Genomic DNA, 15,754 nt, shown 5'->3' on the forward strand with positions numbered 1-15,754 from the left:
CCCCGGTCCGCCTGCACGACCCCGCCCCCGCCTGGCTCGCCCTGCGCACCCCGGGCTCCGAGCTGCGGGACGCCGACCGGATCCGGGCGGCCAACGACCGTCTCCTGGCGGAGGTCTTCGCCGGCACCGATCTGCTGATGACGCCCACGACCCCCTGTCCGCCGCACGGCCACGAGGGGCCGGGTGACCGCTACTCCACCGCTCTCACCTGGGCGTTCAACCTCTCCGGGCACCCGGCGCTCAGCCTCCCCGCCGGTTTCGGCCCCGACGGCTGCCCGGTGGGGCTTCAGCTCGTGGCCCGGCACGGCGGCGAGGCGCTCCTGCTGGAGGCGGCGCGGGCGGGGGCCGAGGTGGCGCGGGCGCGTGCCTGAGACCCCCTGGACAGGTACTTGCGTACGCATATAATGCACGTGCGACTAATTACCGTACGCCGATCAGCCGGGAGAGTCCCATGACGCGCCGTTTCCTGTTCGTGCTCGGCAGCAGCCGCAGCGACGGCAACACCGAACTGCTGGCCCGCCGGGCCGCCGAGCAACTGCCCCCGGACGTCGAGCAGCAGTGGATCGACCTCGCGGAGCATCCGCTGCCCGACTTCGAGGACCTGCGGCACGACACGGACCACACGCGTCCCACGATCGGCAACACGGCCCTGCTCTTCGACGCGACGCTCGCGGCCACCGACATCGTGATCGCCTCGCCGCTGTACTGGTACTCGGTCTCCGCGCACGTCAAGCGCTACCTCGACTACTGGTCGGGCTGGCTGCGCACGCCGGGCGTCGAGTTCAAGGCGACCATGGCGGGACGCACGCTGTGGGGTGTCACCGCGCTGGCGCACGAGGAGTTCGAGGTCGCCGAGCCGCTGATCGGCACCCTCAACAACTCGGCCGCGTACATGGGCATGCGCTTCGGCGGGGTGCTCCTCGGCAACGGCAGCAAGCCCGGTGACGTCCTGCGGGACACCGACGCCCTCGCCCGGGCGAAGACCTTCTTCGAGCAGGAGGCCCCGCTCGCGCGGTTCCCCTACGAGCAGGTCACGCCGTGATGTCCTTCGCCGTGAACCGCGCCCAGGCCGCCGAGCCGAACACCGCCGCGTACAGCGCCTGGAGGCCGAGGTTCTTCACCAGGTCGTCCCAGTAGACCGGCTCTCGCATGAGGTCGGCGAAGGACAGCCAGTAGTGGGAGAAGAAGTACGGCTGGAGAGCGTGCAGTTGGGGGATCTGGTCGAGGATCTGGACCGTGATCAGCAGGCCGACCGTCGTGGCCATCGCCGCGATGCCGCTGTTCGTGAGGGTCGAGACGAACAGGCCCAGGGCGGCCACCCCCATCAGTGACGCGGCCACCACCAGGGCGATCAGCAGTGCTCTCCCCAGGCCCTCCGTGAAGGTGATCCGCGTGCCGGAGATCGTCGTCAGATCGCCGAGCGGGAACAGGACGGCGCCGACCGCCAGTGCCGAGAGGGCGACCACGAGGGTGGCGACCAGGCAGAACGTCATCACCGTCGCGTACTTGGTGAGGAGCAGCCGGGTGCGGCCCGCCGGGGCGACCAGCAGATAGCGCAGGGTGCCGGCGTTGGCCTCGCCCGCGATCGCGTCGCCCGCGACGACGCCGACGGACATCGGGAGGAAGAACGGCAGGGTCGCGGCGAGGGCGGTGAAGACCAGGAAGAGGCCGTTGTTGGTGATCTGGGAGATGAAGGCGGGTCCGTTGCCACTGGGGCTGGACGGGGAGTCGCCGCCGGTCTCGATCTTCACCGCGATGCCCACGAGGATCGGGACCGCTGCGAGTACGGCGAGCAGGGCGAGGGTGCGCCAGCGGCGGAACGTGGTGTGGAGTTCGTTGCGGAAGAGGGTGCCGTAGAAGGTCGTACGGCGGCTTGCGGTGCGTGGGGGCTGGTCGCGCAGTTCCCCGCGCCCCTTGAGGTCAGCCTGCGACATCGAAGCCCTCCCCGGTCAGCGCGACGAAAGCGTCCTCCAGGGAGGCCCGTTCGATGCCGAAACCCCGCACCCTTACCCCCGCCGCCACCAACGCTGCGTTGATGTCGGCCAGTTCGCCCTCCGGGGGGTCGGCGGTGACCCGGTCTTCGGCGATGACCACATCACCGACACCCTGTTCCTTCAGCACCCGCGCCGCCTCCGCCGGGTCCGGAGTCGTCACCACCAGGCGCCCCCTGGTCCCCGCCGCCAGGTCGGCCACCGGCCCCTGGGTGATCAGGCGGCCCTGGGCCATCACCGCCGCGTGGGTGCAGACCTGTTCGATCTCGTCCAGGAGGTGGGAGGAGAGGAAGACGGTGGTGCCGTCCGAGGCCAGCTCCCTGATCAGGGCACGGATCTCCCGCATGCCCTGCGGGTCCAGGCCGTTGGTCGGTTCGTCCAGGACCAGGAGTCTGCGGGGCTGGAGGAGGGCCGCGGCCAGGCCGAGGCGCTGTTTCATGCCCAGCGAGTACGCCTTGGCCTTCTTGCCGGCGGCGGCCGCGAGGCCCACCCGGTCCAGGGCGGCCGCCACGCGTGTGTTCCGGGTGCGCGGGTCGGCGGTCGGGTCCGCGGCGTCGTAGCGGACGAGGTTGTCCCGGCCGGAGAGGAAGCCGTAGAGGGCCGGGCCCTCGATGAGCGCGCCGACGTGCGGCAGGACGGTCCGAGAGGCGCGCGGCACGGGGTGGCCCAGGACCCGCGCCGAGCCGGAGGTCGGTTGGATGAGGCCCATCAGCATGCGGATGGTGGTGGTCTTGCCGGAGCCGTTCGGGCCGAGGAAGCCGAAGACGCTGCCCGCCGGGACGGTCAGGTCCAGACCGTCCACGGCGAGCTGTCCGCCGCGGTAGCGCTTGGTGAGGGCGCGGGTGCGGATGGCGGCCTCGTCCGCGCCCGCGCCACCGCCTGCGCCGGCGTCCGACCCCTCCGGGTCCGGCTCCGTGGCGGACGGCTGCTCCATCGGCTCCCTCGATTCGTCGTGCCCCGCGGGGGCCTACTTCGCCGCGTCGGCCGCCTTCACCAGCGCGTCCTTGGTGACCGCGCCGACGTAGACCTTGCCGTCGTCGGTGATCAGGGCGTTGATCAGGCGGGTCTTGAAGACGGTGCCCTTGCCGAACTTGCCGGAGACCTTGTCGCCGAGCGAGTCGAGGAAGCCGCCGATGTCACCGCCGACCTCGGAGCCGGACGGCACGCCCTGGCCGCCGGTGTCGAAGGTGGCTATGGAGTCCCAGCCGTCCCCGATGACGTTCATGCCCTCGGGGCCGTGCTCGCCGAACCCGCCGGTCGCGCCCTTGCCGGACTCCCCGGACCGGTCCTTGCCGAAGTCCCCGGAGTGCCCGGGCGCCTTCGACGCGTCCTCCTCCTCGACCTTGGCCCCCTTCGGCGGGGTGAAGTCGAAGGTGGAGGCGGCCGGCCTGGCGAAGCTGACCTGGGTGAAGCCCGCGTCCACGACGGCCGCGCCGCCGCTCGCCGGAGTCAGCGTGAACTTCAGCGGCAGACCGGTCTTCGCGTCCACGGCCACGGTGATCTGACCGACCGTCGAGCCGTCGTCCTTGGGCTTGACGACCAGGCGGTAGGCGTCCCGGCCCGCGACCTGGGCGGTGCCGTCGACCGTGACCGACGTGGTCTTGTCGGCGGCCTTCAGGGCCTCCTCGGCGAGGTCCTTGGGCGTGGCCGGAAGCTCTTCCTTCTGCTTGCCGTCGCTCTCGGAGGCCGTGGTGTGGAAGACCGAGTTGGACTTGCTGTCGTAGCCCCAGACGTCCTTGCCGTTGTGGATCAGGCTGTACTCGGCCGCGTCCTCGAGGAGCGAGATCTTCTGCCGGTTCTCGCCGTCGGCCGCGACGCGCAGTGTGTGGGTGCCGGAGGCGAGCTCGGTGAGCTTGCCGGACGGGTCGGCGGACGAGCCGTCGCCCGATCCGGAGGGCCCGGCGGCGGAGCCGAGCGAGCTCTCCAGGCCGCCGAGGTCCGGCAGGCCGAGGTCCGTGGTGATCTTCACGGTGCCGGACAGCTGCTGGACGTCCGACGCGGCGATCTTCTCGATGAGTTCCTGTGCGCTGATCTTGGGCAGGTCGGGGTCGCCGGAGTCGGCGAGCGCCGGGACGAGCCCGATGGTCGCCGCCGCGACCCCCACCACCGTGGCCGGTACGACGTACCGCGCGGCCCTGCGCCGGCGCGCGGAACGCAGCTCCTCGGCGTCCGCGGCGGTCGCGCTCTCGTCGGTTTCGTACGGTGCCATGTGTGCCTTACCTCCGTCGTCGGCGGCGGCTGTCAACTCCCGTGCGTCCACCCCGTAGCCGCCATTCTCACCCGAATCGGTGAGGAGTGGTGTTTTCCGTGGTGTCCATCTGACCAAATCGGCCATGAGCATGCGTCAGCCCACGGAGCCAACTCCGTGTACACCTGGGGTATGACACGACATGCGCACACCCCCTACGACCCGTAGGGGGTGCCCCTGCACGGGTCCGGTCGTGGGGCGGTGCGGCCGGGTGGGGGCGGGCGTTTCGCGCAGTTCCCCGCGCCCCTGATGCCTGCGGCGGCCCGCGCGGCCCCGGTGGGACGGACGGCCCTCATGGCGCCGGTAAGCGCAACCCCTCAGGGGCGCGGGGAACTGCGCGACCGGCCACGATGCACCCGCACCCGACAGATCACCTACGGGCCCCCATCGGCGCCCGGTTCCAGCCCGGCGCAGCTGCCCGCGGGGAACTGCGCGACCGGCCACGACGCACCCGCACCCGACAGATCACCTACAGCCCACCCCCACCGGCGCCCGGCTTGCACCACCCGCCGACGCGTCCGGGGCTTCAGGGCGTGACAGTGACGGATGTCACTACCCGGCCCGGTGGACCACCGCGTCGCACAGCTCCATCAGCGCCGCCTTCGCGTCGCACTCCCGCAGCGGGGCCAGGGCCGCGCGCGCGTCCTCCGCGTAGCGCACGGTGTCCCGGCGGGCCTGCTCCAGCGCGGGGTGGGTGCGCAGGGCCGCCAGCGCCTTCGCGTGCCGGGTGTCGTCCGACAGGTCGGAGTCGAGCAGCTCGCACAGGGCGATGTCGTCGGCCAGGCCGAGCCGGGCGGCGCGCTCCCGCAGCCGCAGGACCGGCATGGTCGGGATGCCCTCGCGCAGGTCCGTGCCCGGTGTCTTGCCGGACTCGTGGGAGTCGGAGGCGATGTCGAGGACGTCGTCGGCGAGCTGGAAGGCGACGCCGAGGCGCTCGCCGTACTGGGTCAGGACGTCCACGACCGTCTCGTCGGCGCCCGACATCATCGCGCCGAAGCGGCACGAGACCGCGACGAGCGAACCCGTCTTGCCGCCGAGCACGTCCAGGTAGTGCTCGACCGGGTCCCGGCCGTCCTGCGGTCCGGCCGTCTCCAGGATCTGGCCGGTGACCAGGCGCTCGAACGCCTCCGACTGCACCCGGACCGCCTCGGGCCCGAGGTCGGCCAGGATGTGCGAGGCGCGGGCGAACAGGAAGTCGCCGGTCAGCACGGCCACCGAGTTGCCCCAGCGGGTGTTGGCGCTGTCGACGCCCCGCCGGACCTCGGCCTCGTCCATGACGTCGTCGTGGTACAGCGTGGCGAGGTGGGTCAGCTCCACCACCACGGCGGACGGCACCACGCCCGGGGCGTAGGGGTCCCCGAACTGGGCGGCGAGCATCACGAGCAGCGGCCGGAAGCGCTTTCCGCCCGCGCGCACCAGGTGCTGGGCGGCCTCCGTGATGAAGGGGACCTCACTCTTGGTGGCCTCGAGCAGTCCCTCCTCGACAGCCGCCATCCCGGCCTGGACATCGGCTTCCAGAGCCTGGTCCCGCACGCTCAGCCCGAACGGCCCGACGACGGTCACGAGGGGTCTCCTGTCTGCTGGTGTCCACTGGCGGTTACGCGAAATGTCGATAGGTCGCTGCCATCACTCAAGTCAGCGTATCCGGTCACCTTTGGATCACCGATAGCGCCCGCCCCGTCCATGCCAGGCGCTATCGGATCACGACCGGTATGTTTTTGATCACCTGAAAAGAACGGCTATCCATCCCTTTGTAGGTAAGTAGCCGCCTTCGTCGTGAAACCGGTGCCCTGAGACCGACGGGACCCGCCGATGCGCATCCGTACCTCCTTCCCGCACGAGACGACCCACGACGACGTCCGCGTCCCGATGCCGGACGGGACGCTGCTGTACGCGCGCGTGTGGAGGCCGCTCACCACGGAACCGGTACCCGCGATCCTCGAATACCTGCCGTACCGCCTCACCGACCGGACCGCGCCAGGCGACCGGCAGCGCCCGCACTGGTACGCGGGCCACGGCTACGCCTCCGTGCGCGTGGACGTGCGCGGACACGGCGACAGCGAGGGCGTGCCGGGCGACCCGCACGCGGCGACGGAGATCGCCGACGGGGTCGAGCTCGTCCACTGGCTGGCCGCGCAGCCCTGGTGCGACGGCCGGGTCGGCATGCTCGGCGGCTCCTGGGGCGGCCACGACTGCCTCCGGATCGCGGCCCTCGCGCCCGAACCGCTCAAGGCGGTCGTCACCGTCTGCTCCACCGACGACCGCTACGACAACGACGCGTACTACCTGGGCGGTTCGGTCCTCGCGGTGGACATGCACGCGTGGGCGGCGACGCTGCTCGCCTCCGCCTGCCGTCCGCCGGATCCGCTCCATGCGGGCGACGCCTGGCGGGAGATGTGGCTCGCCCGCCTCGACGCGGTCGTCCCGTTCGTCCACACCTGGCTCGACCACCAGACCCGTGACGACTACTGGCGAGACGGCAGCGTCCGCGAGGACCTCGGCGCGATCGGCGCGGCCGTGCTCGCGGTGGGCGCCTGGCACGACCCCTGCCGTGACACGGTCCTGCGACTCGTCGAGCACCTCCCGGCCGACCGTGTACGCGGGATCGTCGGCCCCTGGTCCCACCCGTACCCGGACGGCGGCCGGTCGCCCGGCCCGGCGACCGGCTTCCTCCAGGAGACCCTGCGCTGGTGGGACCAGCACCTCAGGGGCGTCGACACCGGTGTCATGCGCGAACCCCTCCTGCGGACCTGGGTCAGCGGCTCCCACCCCCCGGCCACGGTGTACGACACCCTGCCCGGCCGCTGGGTCGGCGAGCCGGCCTGGCCCTCCCCCGCCGTGACGACGGTGGCATACGGCCTCCAGGGCGCCCCCGTCCTGGTCCGTTCCCCGCAGCACACGGGTGTGGACGCCGGCCGTTTCCGCCCTCTCGGCAACGACGCCGACCTGCCGCCGGACCAGCGGGAGGAGGACGCCCGTTCGGCCTGCTTCGAGTTCGCGGTGGGCGAGGAGACCTGGGTGCTGGGGCGGCCGCGGGTGCGGCTCAGGGTGACCTCCGAGGTGTCGCGCGGGCAGGTCGTCGCCCGGCTCTGCGATGTCGCCCCGGACGGGTCGTCGACGCTCGTCACGCGGGGCGCGCTGAACCTGTCGGCCCGTCACGGCCGGGACCGGACCGTGCCCTGGGAGCCGGGGTCCACCCAGGAGGTGACCTTCGAGCTGACCGGCACCGGGCACGCCTTCCCGCCCGGCCACCGCATCCGGCTCGCCGTATCCTCCGCGTACTGGCCGTGGCTGTGGCCGCAGCCCGGCTCGCAGGCGGGATTCACCCTGGAGCCGGCGGGGAGCTTCCTCGAACTGCCGGTACGCGCGCGTGGCACGGACCAGGACATCGCCTTCGGTGACCCCGAGCGGTCCGGGCCGCTCGGGGTCACCGGCGGTGTGGCCGCCGACGGATGGAGCCCCGCCACCCTGGACGAGCCCCGCCCCGAGCGGCTGGTCGTCCGGGACGTGGCCAAGGGCGAGTGGCAGCTGGAGGTCGACCCCCGGCCGGGCGGCACGCGCGTGTACCCCGACGGTCTGGAGTGCACCGAGGAAGCGCTGGAGACGTACACGGTCGACGAGCGGGACCCCCTGTCCGCCCGCACCCGCTCGGACTGGTCGATCCGGCTGCACCGCCCCGAGCCCGCCTGGGACACGACCGTACGGACCCGCTCGGAGATCGCCTGTGACGGGACGGACTTCGTCACCTCCGACGAGGTCGTGTGCACCGACGGCGGCGAGGTGGTCTTCCACCGGACGTGGGAGAAGCGCATCCCACGGACAGCCGGTTGAACATGAGTTGAGGCTTCTTGACCGTTTTACACCTCTTGCGCTCGGCTGTGACTTGGCCCACTTGGGCGGGCAGGTCGGCAGACATCCGGAATCCTCCGATCCGCCTTCTGTCGTGGGCGAGTTGAGACTTGGCGAACGCAAAGGATCAAGCACCTCAAATGCCACTTACCAAGGTCAATAGGCACCCCATGTGAATTCGCCACTTGTTCCGGACATGTGCTCTCGCATACGTTCCCGGCCTGTCGGGCGGACGCCGAATCCTGCCACCGCCCGCACACCCACCGAGAACCACGGCAGGAGCGGGGGAACCAGGTAAGTCGCCGTAACGGTCGTCTTCGGACATACCGGTACGGCTCGGGGTGAAGTCACGTCATTCGTAGGCGTGGCCGGGCATCTCCCGCCCGAACCCGACAGCTCACCTCGCAGGCGACGGAGAGGAACTTCGCCATGCCCGCTGCCGCTCAGCACCGCCGTCCCCGCACCAGCCGTCTCGCCCGCAAGCTCGCCGTCGCCGGGACCGGAGTCGCCGTCCTGGCCCTGCCGCTCATCGGCGCGACCAGCGCCTCCGCGGCCACCCCGCCCCTGCAGACCGCGACCACGCTCGGCTACCCCAACACCCTCGACGGCTGGATCCGCGCCTCCCTCGCCGTCATGGCGGAGCACGGCATCCCCGGCTCCTACGACGGCATCTACCGCAACGTCATCCGTGAGTCCTCCGGCAACCCCTACGCCATCAACCTCTGGGACTCCAACGCGGCGGCCGGCACGCCCTCCAAGGGCCTGCTCCAGGTGATCGACCCGACCTTCAACGCGTACCACGTGGCCAACACCTCGTGGGACCCGTACGACCCGGTGGCGAACATCACCGCGGCCTGCAACTACGCGGCCCAGCGGTACGGGTCCATCGACAACGTGTTCGGCGCGTACTAGGAACTCGCCCGCGGGAAGAGTCGTTCGAGGACGACGGCGATGCCGTCGTCCTCGTTCGACAGGGTCACCTCGTCGGCCACGGACTTGAGTTCGGGGTGGGCGTTGGCCATCGCCACCCCGCAGGCCGCCCAGTCGAACATGGGGATGTCGTTGGGCATGTCCCCGAAGGCGATCGTCACCTCGGGTCCCAGTCCCAGATGTGCGGCGGCGAGCGCGAGGCCCGTCGCCTTGGTGACGCCGCATGGCTGGAGTTCGACGGTCCCGGGCCCCGACATGGTGACCGTCGCCAGCGAACCCACCACCGAGCGCGCCGTGCCCGCCAACTCGTCGTCCGACAGGTAGGGGTGGCGCAGCAGCACCTTGCTGATCGGCTCGCACCACAGGTCGTCGCGCCGGCCGACCCGCACGGCGGGCAGGGTCGGATGGGGCATCAGATAGCCCGGCTCGATGAGCGTGAGCCCGTCGACCCCGTCCTGGTCCACGGCCGCGTACACCTGCCCGACCTCCGCCTCGATCTTGCCGAGCGCGGTCTCGGCCAGTTCCCGGTCCAGGTTCACCGACCAGAGCAGACGGTCCGCGCCGGCGTCGTACACCTGGGCGCCCTGTCCGCACACCGCGAGCCCCGTGCTGCCGAGGTCGTCGAGCAGCGGGCGCACTCTGGGCGCCGGCCGTCCCGTCACGACGAGATGCCGGGCTCCCCCCGCGGCCACCCGTGCGAGCGCGGCCAACGACCGGTCGGAGAGGGTGTCGTCGGCGCGCAGCAGCGTGCCGTCCAGGTCGGTGGCGATGAGTGAATATGCGGGGGAGGCGGCCATGATCAGAGAATACGGATGGTTGGCCCCTCCGACTCGACGCGAACCGGACGGCTCCTGCTTTCACATCCGTTGACCGGAGTTCCGCTTCCGGGGCGCGACGGTGACGCGGCGGTACGGCACGACCACGGCCGCTTGCCGACGTGTCCCGGGCCTCACCCCGGCGCTTCTCGCGGAGCGTCACGCCGAGTCCCGCACCACCAGTTCGGTCGGGAGGATCACCCCGGCCGTGTCCTCGCCGGCGATCTGGGCGAGGAGCATGCGGACCATCTCGGCGCTGATGCGGTCGAAGGGCTGGCGCATGGTGGTGAGGGCCGGGGCGATGGCGGTGGCCGCCGGTGAGTCGTCGAAGCCGCCGACAGCGATGTCGTCCGGGACCGAACGCCCGGCCTGCTGGAGGACGCCCACGACGCCCAGGGCCATGAGGTCGGAGGCGACGAACACCGCGTCCATGTCCGGGGCCCGGTCCAGCAGGCGGCGGGCGGCCCGTTCGCCGCCGCTGCGCCGGAAGTCGCCCTCGACGACGAGCTCCGGGTCATACGGCAGGCCCGCCTCCGCGAGCACGTCCCGGTAGCCGGCCAGCCGGTCGGGGCCGCCCGGCATGTCCAGCGGCCCGGTGACCATGGCGACGCGGCGCCGGCCGCCCGCGAGGAGATGGCGGACCATGTCCTGCGCGCCCTCCCGGTCGGCCGCGGCCACGTAACTCACCTTGGTGCCCCGCCCGATCGGCTTGCCGCAGACCACCAACGGGATCCCGGCGTCATGCAGTTCGGCCGCGACCGGGTCCCCGCTGTGATTGGACAGCAGCAGCACGCCGTCGACGTGACCCGAGGTGATGTACCGGGTCAGCCGGCGCCGGTCGTCGTCGCTCTCGGCGAGCATCAGCAGCAGCGGGATGTCGTGCTGGGCGAGCCGCTCGGTGCAACCCCGCAGCAGGACGTTGAAGTTGGGGTCCTCGAAGAACTTCTCCTGCGGTTCGGTCAGCAGGAACGCCACCGAGTCCGAGCGGCCCGTGCTGAGGCTGCGGGCGTGCCGGTTGACCACGTAACCGGTCTTCCTGATGGCGGCCTCGACCGACCGCCGGGCGGCGGGCGAGACGTAGTGGCCGCCGTTCAGGAAGCGGGAGACGGTCCCCCGCGAGACGCCCGCCTCCCGGGCCACGTCGTGGATGGTCGGTGGCTTGCGGCGTCCGTTCGCGCTGGTGGTCATGTTCCTCGTTCGGAGACGTTCGTAAAGGGGAGCCCGGGGCCTCAGGCCTTGACCGAGCCGCTCATCAGGTCCAGCGACCAGAACCGCTGGATCACCAGGAAGAGCCCGATCAGCGGAAGGATCGCGAGCAGGCACCCGGTGATGACCAGGGTGTAGAGCGCGGGCTGCGAGGCGCCCTGGGCGAGCAGGGTGTACAGGCCGAGGGTGATCGGGAACTTCTCGTCGTCGGCGAGCATGACGAAGGGCAGCAGGAAGTTGTTCCAGATGCCGACGAACTGGAAGAGGAACACCGTGATCAGGCCCGGCATCATCATCGGTACGGCGATCCGCGAGAAGATCCGCCACTCGCTCGCGCCGTCCATGCGGGCGGCCTCCATGAGCTCGGCGGGCACCGACGCGGCCGCGTAGATCCGCACCAGGTAGACGCCGTACGGCGACAGGATCGACGGCAGCAGCATCGACCAGTACGAGTCGGCCATGCCCAGCTTCGACAGCAGCAGGTACTGCGGTACGGCGAGCACGATCGACGGGACCAGGACGCCGGCCAGGATCATCTTGAAGATCGCCTCACGGCCGCGGAAGACGTACCGGCCGAGCGCGTAGCCGCCGGCGGCGGAGACCGCGGCGGAGAGCAGGGCGCCGAGACCGGCGTAGAAGGCCGAGTTGGCCATCCACCGCCAGAAGATGCCGTCCCGGTAGGCGGTCAGGTCGCTCAGGTTCTGGAAGAAGCCGGTGCCGGGGGCGAAGGTGAAGGTGGAGAAGAGCTCCGACCGGTCCTTGGTGGCCGCGACGACCACCCAGGCGATGGGGATCAGGCAGTACAGCGCGCCGAGGACCAGCACGATCGTGGGCACCCACGCGGTGCGGCGGCCGCCCTTGGGTCCGGCGGTGAGGGTGAGGGGGGTCATGCCCGGTCCTCCCGGGTGTAGCGGTCGGAGATGCGCAGCAGGGTGAAGGAGAGGACGAACGTGGCCAGGGCCAGGACGACCGCGGTGGCGGAGGCGCCGTAGACGTCGGACTGGAGGAAGGCCTTGTCGTAGATGGCCATCAGGGGGCTCCACGAGCTGGGCAGGCCGTTGGTGAGGGGCTTGAGTGCCATCGGCTCGGTGAAGACCTGGAGGGTGGCGATCACCGAGAAGAAGAAGGTGAGCACCAGCGAGGGCATCACGATCGGGATCTTGATCTTCAGGGCGATGCCCAGGTCGGTCGCGCCGTCGAGCCGGGCCGCCTCGTAGATGTCCGGCGGGATGGCCCTGAGCGCGGTGTAGATGACGATCATGTTGAAGCCGGTGCCGCCCCAGACCGCGATGTTCGCGAAGGAGAGGTAGAGGTTGCCGCCGTCGAACAGGTCGGGCTGCGGGAGGCCGAACCTGTCCAGCAGGTAGTAGAAGGGGCTGACGTCCGGCAGGTACAGGAAGCCCCACATCAGGGCGGCGATGATGCCCGGTACCGCGTACGGCAGGAAGATCATCAGCCGGGCGAAGGGCGCGCTGCGGGCCTTGGGGGTGTCCAGCATCAGCGCGAACAGCAGCGCGAGGCCCAGCATGGTCGGGATGACGATGAGGCCGTAGCCGAAGGCGCGCAGGACGCTGTGGCCGAACTCGGAGTCCTTCAGGACGTCGGTGTAGTTGCCGATGCCGTTCCAGACCTGCTGCCGGGCCCCCTTGCCGAGGCCGATGCCCTTGACCTGCACCTTGTGCAGGCTCAGCCAGATCGCGTACCCGATGGGGACGACGGTGAAGGCGGCGAAGAGGGTCAGGGTGGGCACCAGGAACCAGTACGGTGCGCTGCGGCCACGTCGGCGGGGGCGGCTGGGGCGGACGGACTGGGCGGCGGTGCCGGTGCCGTCCGCCAAGGGGCCGGCCTCGGTGAGGTCGGCGCCCTTGAGCGGCGCGCTGGTCATGCCTCGGTCACCTCGAAGCCCTGCTTCTTCATGTCGGCGAAGGTCTTCGACTGCACGGTGGCGAGGGCGGAGTCGAACTGGGTCTCCTTCTTCGCCTTGGCCGCCTTGCCGAAGGCGTCCTGGAAGGTGGTGTAGGCCGTGTTGACGTTGGGGCCCCAGGCCGCGGCGGCCGTGCTGGCGGCGATCTCGCCGGCGGTGGTGTAGAAGTCCGCCTGGTTCGAGAAGAACTCCGGCGTGGTCAGGACGTCTCCCGACTGGCCCTTCGTGGCGGCCGGGTAGATCGCGACCTCCTTGACCAGGGCGGCCAGCGCCTCCGGGTCGGTGTTCAGCCAGGTGGCGAACTTGGCGGCGGCCTCGGCGTGCTTGGAGTCGGTGGAGACGCCGGTGGAGGAACCGCCCCAGCTGCCGGTGACGTTCTCGCCGGACTTCCACTGCGGCAGCGGGGCCATGCGCCACTTGCCCTTGGTGTCGGGCGCGGAGGAGACCAGCACACCGGGCGCCCACACGGCGGAGACCCAGGCCAGGTGGGTGCCCTTGTTCAGGGCGTTGTTCCAGGCGGGGGTGTACATCGGCTGGTTGTCGATGACGCCCTCCTGCACCAGGCCGCCCCAGAACTCCGCGACCTGCTTGGTGGCCGCGTCGTCGATGCCGACGGTCCACTTGCCGCCGGAGTCGACGGTCCACCACTTGCCGCCGGCCTGCTGGGAGAGGCCCGCGAACAGACCGGGGTCGTTGGCGGAGAAGGTGGTCAGGTAGGCGTCCGGCACGGCCTTCTTCGCGGCGCGGGCGGTCTCGGCGAACTCCGTCCAGGTCTTCGGGACGGTCAGCCCGTGCTTCTTGAAGAGGTCCTCGCGGTAGTAGAACATCAGCGGCCCGGAGTCCTGCGGGATCGCGTAGAGCGCGTCCGTGCCGAGGGTGACCATGCCCCACAGACCCTCGGCGAACTGGGACTTGGTGTCACCGGCGTACGGGGAGATGTCGGCCAGGACGTCGTTGGAGACCAGGGTGGGCAGCGACTGGTACTCGACCTGGATCAGGTCGGGGGCGTTGCCGGCCTTCTTCGCGGTGATCAGCTTGGAGAGGATCTCCTGGCCGCTGGCCTGCTTGGAGACGGTGACGGTGATGTCCGGGTTCTTCTTGTTCCAGATCGCGGCGACCTTCTCCATGTTCGGCGCCCACGACCAGTAGGTCAGCTTGACGGGCCCGCTGCTCTCGCCGGAGTCCCTGTCGTCGGAACCGCCGCAGGCGGCGAGGGTGCTGGTGAGGCCGAGGGCTGCGGCCCCGGCAAGGATGCTGCGCCTGCTGATCTGGCGGCGGTTGATCGACATCTTCATCTCCCCTGACTTGGAACCAGCCGGTCTCGAGACGTCCCGCGTTCGCGGCAACCGCCGTGGGGGGAGGTTCTGCGGACGTGACCGAGAGGCTGTGCGCGAGGGCCGCGCGGCTCTGTGATCGTGCACAGTAGAGAATTGTTTCGGGCCCTTGTCAATGGCGGGGGCGTGGGGTTACCTACTTGTTGCTCCCCGATGACAGGGGTGAGGGAAGCTGTGCACGATCACAGAAAATGAGGGTTTTCTGGGATCGTCCGGCGTTTCGCGGGCTTCCCTCACCCCGCGCCTCGGCGCTGCCCCGGTCCTGCTCCGGCCGGTCGGACCAGGGCAGCGCCGGGCACCCCCGTGACCGTCCGCGAAAGGACCCCCTGACATGCGCAGACGCAGTGTTCTCACCGCCGCCGGAGCCGCCGCGCTGGCCGTTCCCGTACTGGGGGCGGCACCGGCGGTCGCCGCACCGTCCGCCGGCCGGCGGGGGCGTCTGGAGATCCGGGGCGTGGACATCTCCTCGCTGCCGAAGAACGAGGACCACGGGGCGGTGTACCGGACCGCCGACGGTCACCGCGCGGACCCGGTCCACCTGATCGCCCGGGCCGGCGTGACCCACGCCCGCCTGAAGGTGTGGGTAAACCCGGCCGACGGCTACAACGACAAGGCGCACGTCCTGCGGCTCGCCCGGCGCCTCAAGCGGGCCGGGGTCGGCATCTGGATCGACTTCCACTACTCCGACAGCTGGGCCGACCCGGCGCACCAGACCAAGCCGGCCGGGTGGGCGGGCCTGGACGTGGCGGGGCTGGCCAGGGCGGTGTACGACCACACGGCCGACGTCCTCGGTGCGCTGAAGCGGCAGGGCACCCCGGCTCAACTGGTGCAGATCGGCAACGAGTTGAACGGCGGCCTGATCTGGCCCGAGGGCAACTGGGAGCACTTCGACAACATGACGGCCTTCCTCAGGGCCGGCCTGAGCGCGGCCCGCGACACCACGCCCCGCGTGCGCACGATCCTGCACCTGGCGAACGGCGGCGACAACGGGCTGTACCGCTGGTGGTTCGACAACGTGCTGTCGTACGGCGTCGACTTCGACATCATCGGGCTCTCGTACTACCCGTTCTGGCACGGGCCGATCGCGGACGCGGCGGCCAACATGGCCGACATCACGGCGCGTTACGGCAAGCCGTGCGTGATCGCCGAGACGGCGTACCCGTTCACGCTGGAGAGCGAGGACGACGTCAACGACATCATGAACAGCCCCTCGCAGCTCACCGACGGTTTCCCCGCCACGCCTGCGGGCCAGGCCGCGTGGCTGCGCACGGTGGCCGACCTCGCCGCGGGCGTCCCCGACGGGCGGGGCCTCGGCTACTGCTACTGGGAGGGCCTGTGGACCTACCGCACAGGCAGCGGCTGGGACCCGACGGACCCCACCTCGGGCAACGCGTGGGAGAACCTGGCGCTGTTCGACTTCGAGGACAGGGCGCTGCCGGGGTTGGGGGTGTTGGGGC

At 70.8% G+C, this 15,754-nt stretch carries 14 protein-coding genes and 1 riboswitch; of the genes, 5 read left to right on the forward strand and 9 right to left on the reverse strand.

Annotated elements, in window-relative coordinates; all coding sequences use genetic code 11:
• Together AOJ26_RS19245 and AOJ26_RS19250 are read left to right on the forward strand one after the other, a co-directional pair.
• Nucleotides 1-371: amidase family protein (locus tag AOJ26_RS19245; RefSeq protein ID WP_267889446.1), on the forward strand; the 371-nt coding region annotated here is incomplete at its 5' end.
• A gap of 80 nt (nucleotides 372-451) precedes the next feature.
• Nucleotides 452-1,042: a flavodoxin family protein gene (locus AOJ26_RS19250; protein ID WP_053849552.1), complete on the forward strand. Its 591-nt coding sequence runs from the start codon at nucleotides 452-454 to the stop codon at nucleotides 1,040-1,042.
• On the opposite strand, the gene AOJ26_RS19255 is transcribed toward AOJ26_RS19250, so the two are convergent.
• The 4 genes from AOJ26_RS19255 to AOJ26_RS19270 form a co-directional block, all read right to left on the reverse strand.
• On the reverse strand, nucleotides 1,032-1,934 hold the full coding sequence (locus tag AOJ26_RS19255; RefSeq protein ID WP_053849553.1) for an ABC transporter permease: 903 nt from the start codon (nucleotides 1,932-1,934) through the stop codon (nucleotides 1,032-1,034). The genes AOJ26_RS19250 and AOJ26_RS19255 overlap by 11 nt on opposite strands.
• On the reverse strand, nucleotides 1,921-2,925 hold the full coding sequence (locus AOJ26_RS19260) for an ABC transporter ATP-binding protein (protein ID WP_053849554.1): 1,005 nt from the start codon (nucleotides 2,923-2,925) through the stop codon (nucleotides 1,921-1,923). The genes AOJ26_RS19255 and AOJ26_RS19260 overlap by 14 nt, the downstream gene beginning before the upstream one ends.
• A gap of 33 nt (nucleotides 2,926-2,958) precedes the next feature.
• Nucleotides 2,959-4,200: a LolA family protein gene (locus tag AOJ26_RS19265; protein ID WP_053849555.1), complete on the reverse strand. Its 1,242-nt coding sequence runs from the start codon at nucleotides 4,198-4,200 to the stop codon at nucleotides 2,959-2,961.
• Nucleotides 4,201-4,791: 591 nt separating this feature from the next.
• Nucleotides 4,792-5,802, reverse strand: a complete 1,011-nt coding sequence (locus tag AOJ26_RS19270; protein ID WP_053849556.1) for a polyprenyl synthetase family protein — start codon at nucleotides 5,800-5,802, stop codon at nucleotides 4,792-4,794.
• A 249-nt stretch (nucleotides 5,803-6,051) separates the two neighbouring features.
• Here AOJ26_RS19270 and AOJ26_RS19275 point away from each other — a divergent pair, with 249 nt between their 5' ends.
• Both AOJ26_RS19275 and AOJ26_RS19280 read left to right on the forward strand, forming a co-directional pair.
• Entirely contained in the window at nucleotides 6,052-8,070 is a 2,019-nt protein-coding gene (locus tag AOJ26_RS19275) for a CocE/NonD family hydrolase (RefSeq protein WP_053849557.1), read from the forward strand.
• 241 nt (nucleotides 8,071-8,311) lie between these two features.
• A riboswitch (cyclic di-AMP (ydaO/yuaA leader) is annotated at nucleotides 8,312-8,512 on the forward strand.
• 5 nt (nucleotides 8,513-8,517) lie between these two features.
• Entirely contained in the window at nucleotides 8,518-9,000 is a 483-nt protein-coding gene (locus AOJ26_RS19280) for a transglycosylase SLT domain-containing protein (RefSeq protein ID WP_053849558.1), read from the forward strand.
• Here AOJ26_RS19280 and AOJ26_RS19285 read toward each other — a convergent pair.
• The 5 genes from AOJ26_RS19285 to AOJ26_RS19305 all read right to left on the reverse strand — a co-directional run bounded on the left by AOJ26_RS19285 (nucleotide 8,997) and on the right by AOJ26_RS19305 (nucleotide 14,258).
• Nucleotides 8,997-9,815: an HAD family hydrolase gene (locus tag AOJ26_RS19285; protein WP_053849559.1), complete on the reverse strand. Its 819-nt coding sequence runs from the start codon at nucleotides 9,813-9,815 to the stop codon at nucleotides 8,997-8,999. The two genes, AOJ26_RS19280 and AOJ26_RS19285, sit on opposite strands and share 4 nt — an antisense overlap.
• 177 nt (nucleotides 9,816-9,992) lie before the next feature.
• On the reverse strand, nucleotides 9,993-11,021 hold the full coding sequence (locus tag AOJ26_RS19290; RefSeq protein WP_053849560.1) for a LacI family DNA-binding transcriptional regulator: 1,029 nt from the start codon (nucleotides 11,019-11,021) through the stop codon (nucleotides 9,993-9,995).
• A 41-nt stretch (nucleotides 11,022-11,062) separates the two neighbouring features.
• On the reverse strand, nucleotides 11,063-11,929 hold the full coding sequence (locus AOJ26_RS19295) for a carbohydrate ABC transporter permease (protein WP_053849561.1): 867 nt from the start codon (nucleotides 11,927-11,929) through the stop codon (nucleotides 11,063-11,065).
• A complete protein-coding gene (locus AOJ26_RS19300; protein ID WP_179200308.1) occupies nucleotides 11,926-12,924 on the reverse strand; it encodes a carbohydrate ABC transporter permease in 999 nt (332 codons plus the stop codon). The genes AOJ26_RS19295 and AOJ26_RS19300 overlap by 4 nt, the downstream gene beginning before the upstream one ends.
• Nucleotides 12,921-14,258 carry an ABC transporter substrate-binding protein gene (locus tag AOJ26_RS19305; protein WP_053849562.1) on the reverse strand — a complete coding sequence of 446 codons (1,338 nt, stop codon included), beginning with the start codon at nucleotides 14,256-14,258 and terminating at the stop codon, nucleotides 12,921-12,923. Before AOJ26_RS19305 ends, AOJ26_RS19300 begins: the two co-directional genes overlap by 4 nt.
• A 370-nt stretch (nucleotides 14,259-14,628) precedes the next feature.
• Here AOJ26_RS19305 and AOJ26_RS19310 point away from each other — a divergent pair.
• Nucleotides 14,629-15,754, forward strand: a 1,126-nt coding sequence (locus tag AOJ26_RS19310; protein WP_053849563.1) for a glycoside hydrolase family 53 protein, incomplete at its 3' end; no start/stop codon positions are given.

It is taken from the genome of Streptomyces sp. NRRL B-24085 (genome assembly GCF_001282115.1).
Taxonomy (GTDB): domain Bacteria; phylum Actinomycetota; class Actinomycetes; order Streptomycetales; family Streptomycetaceae; genus Streptomyces.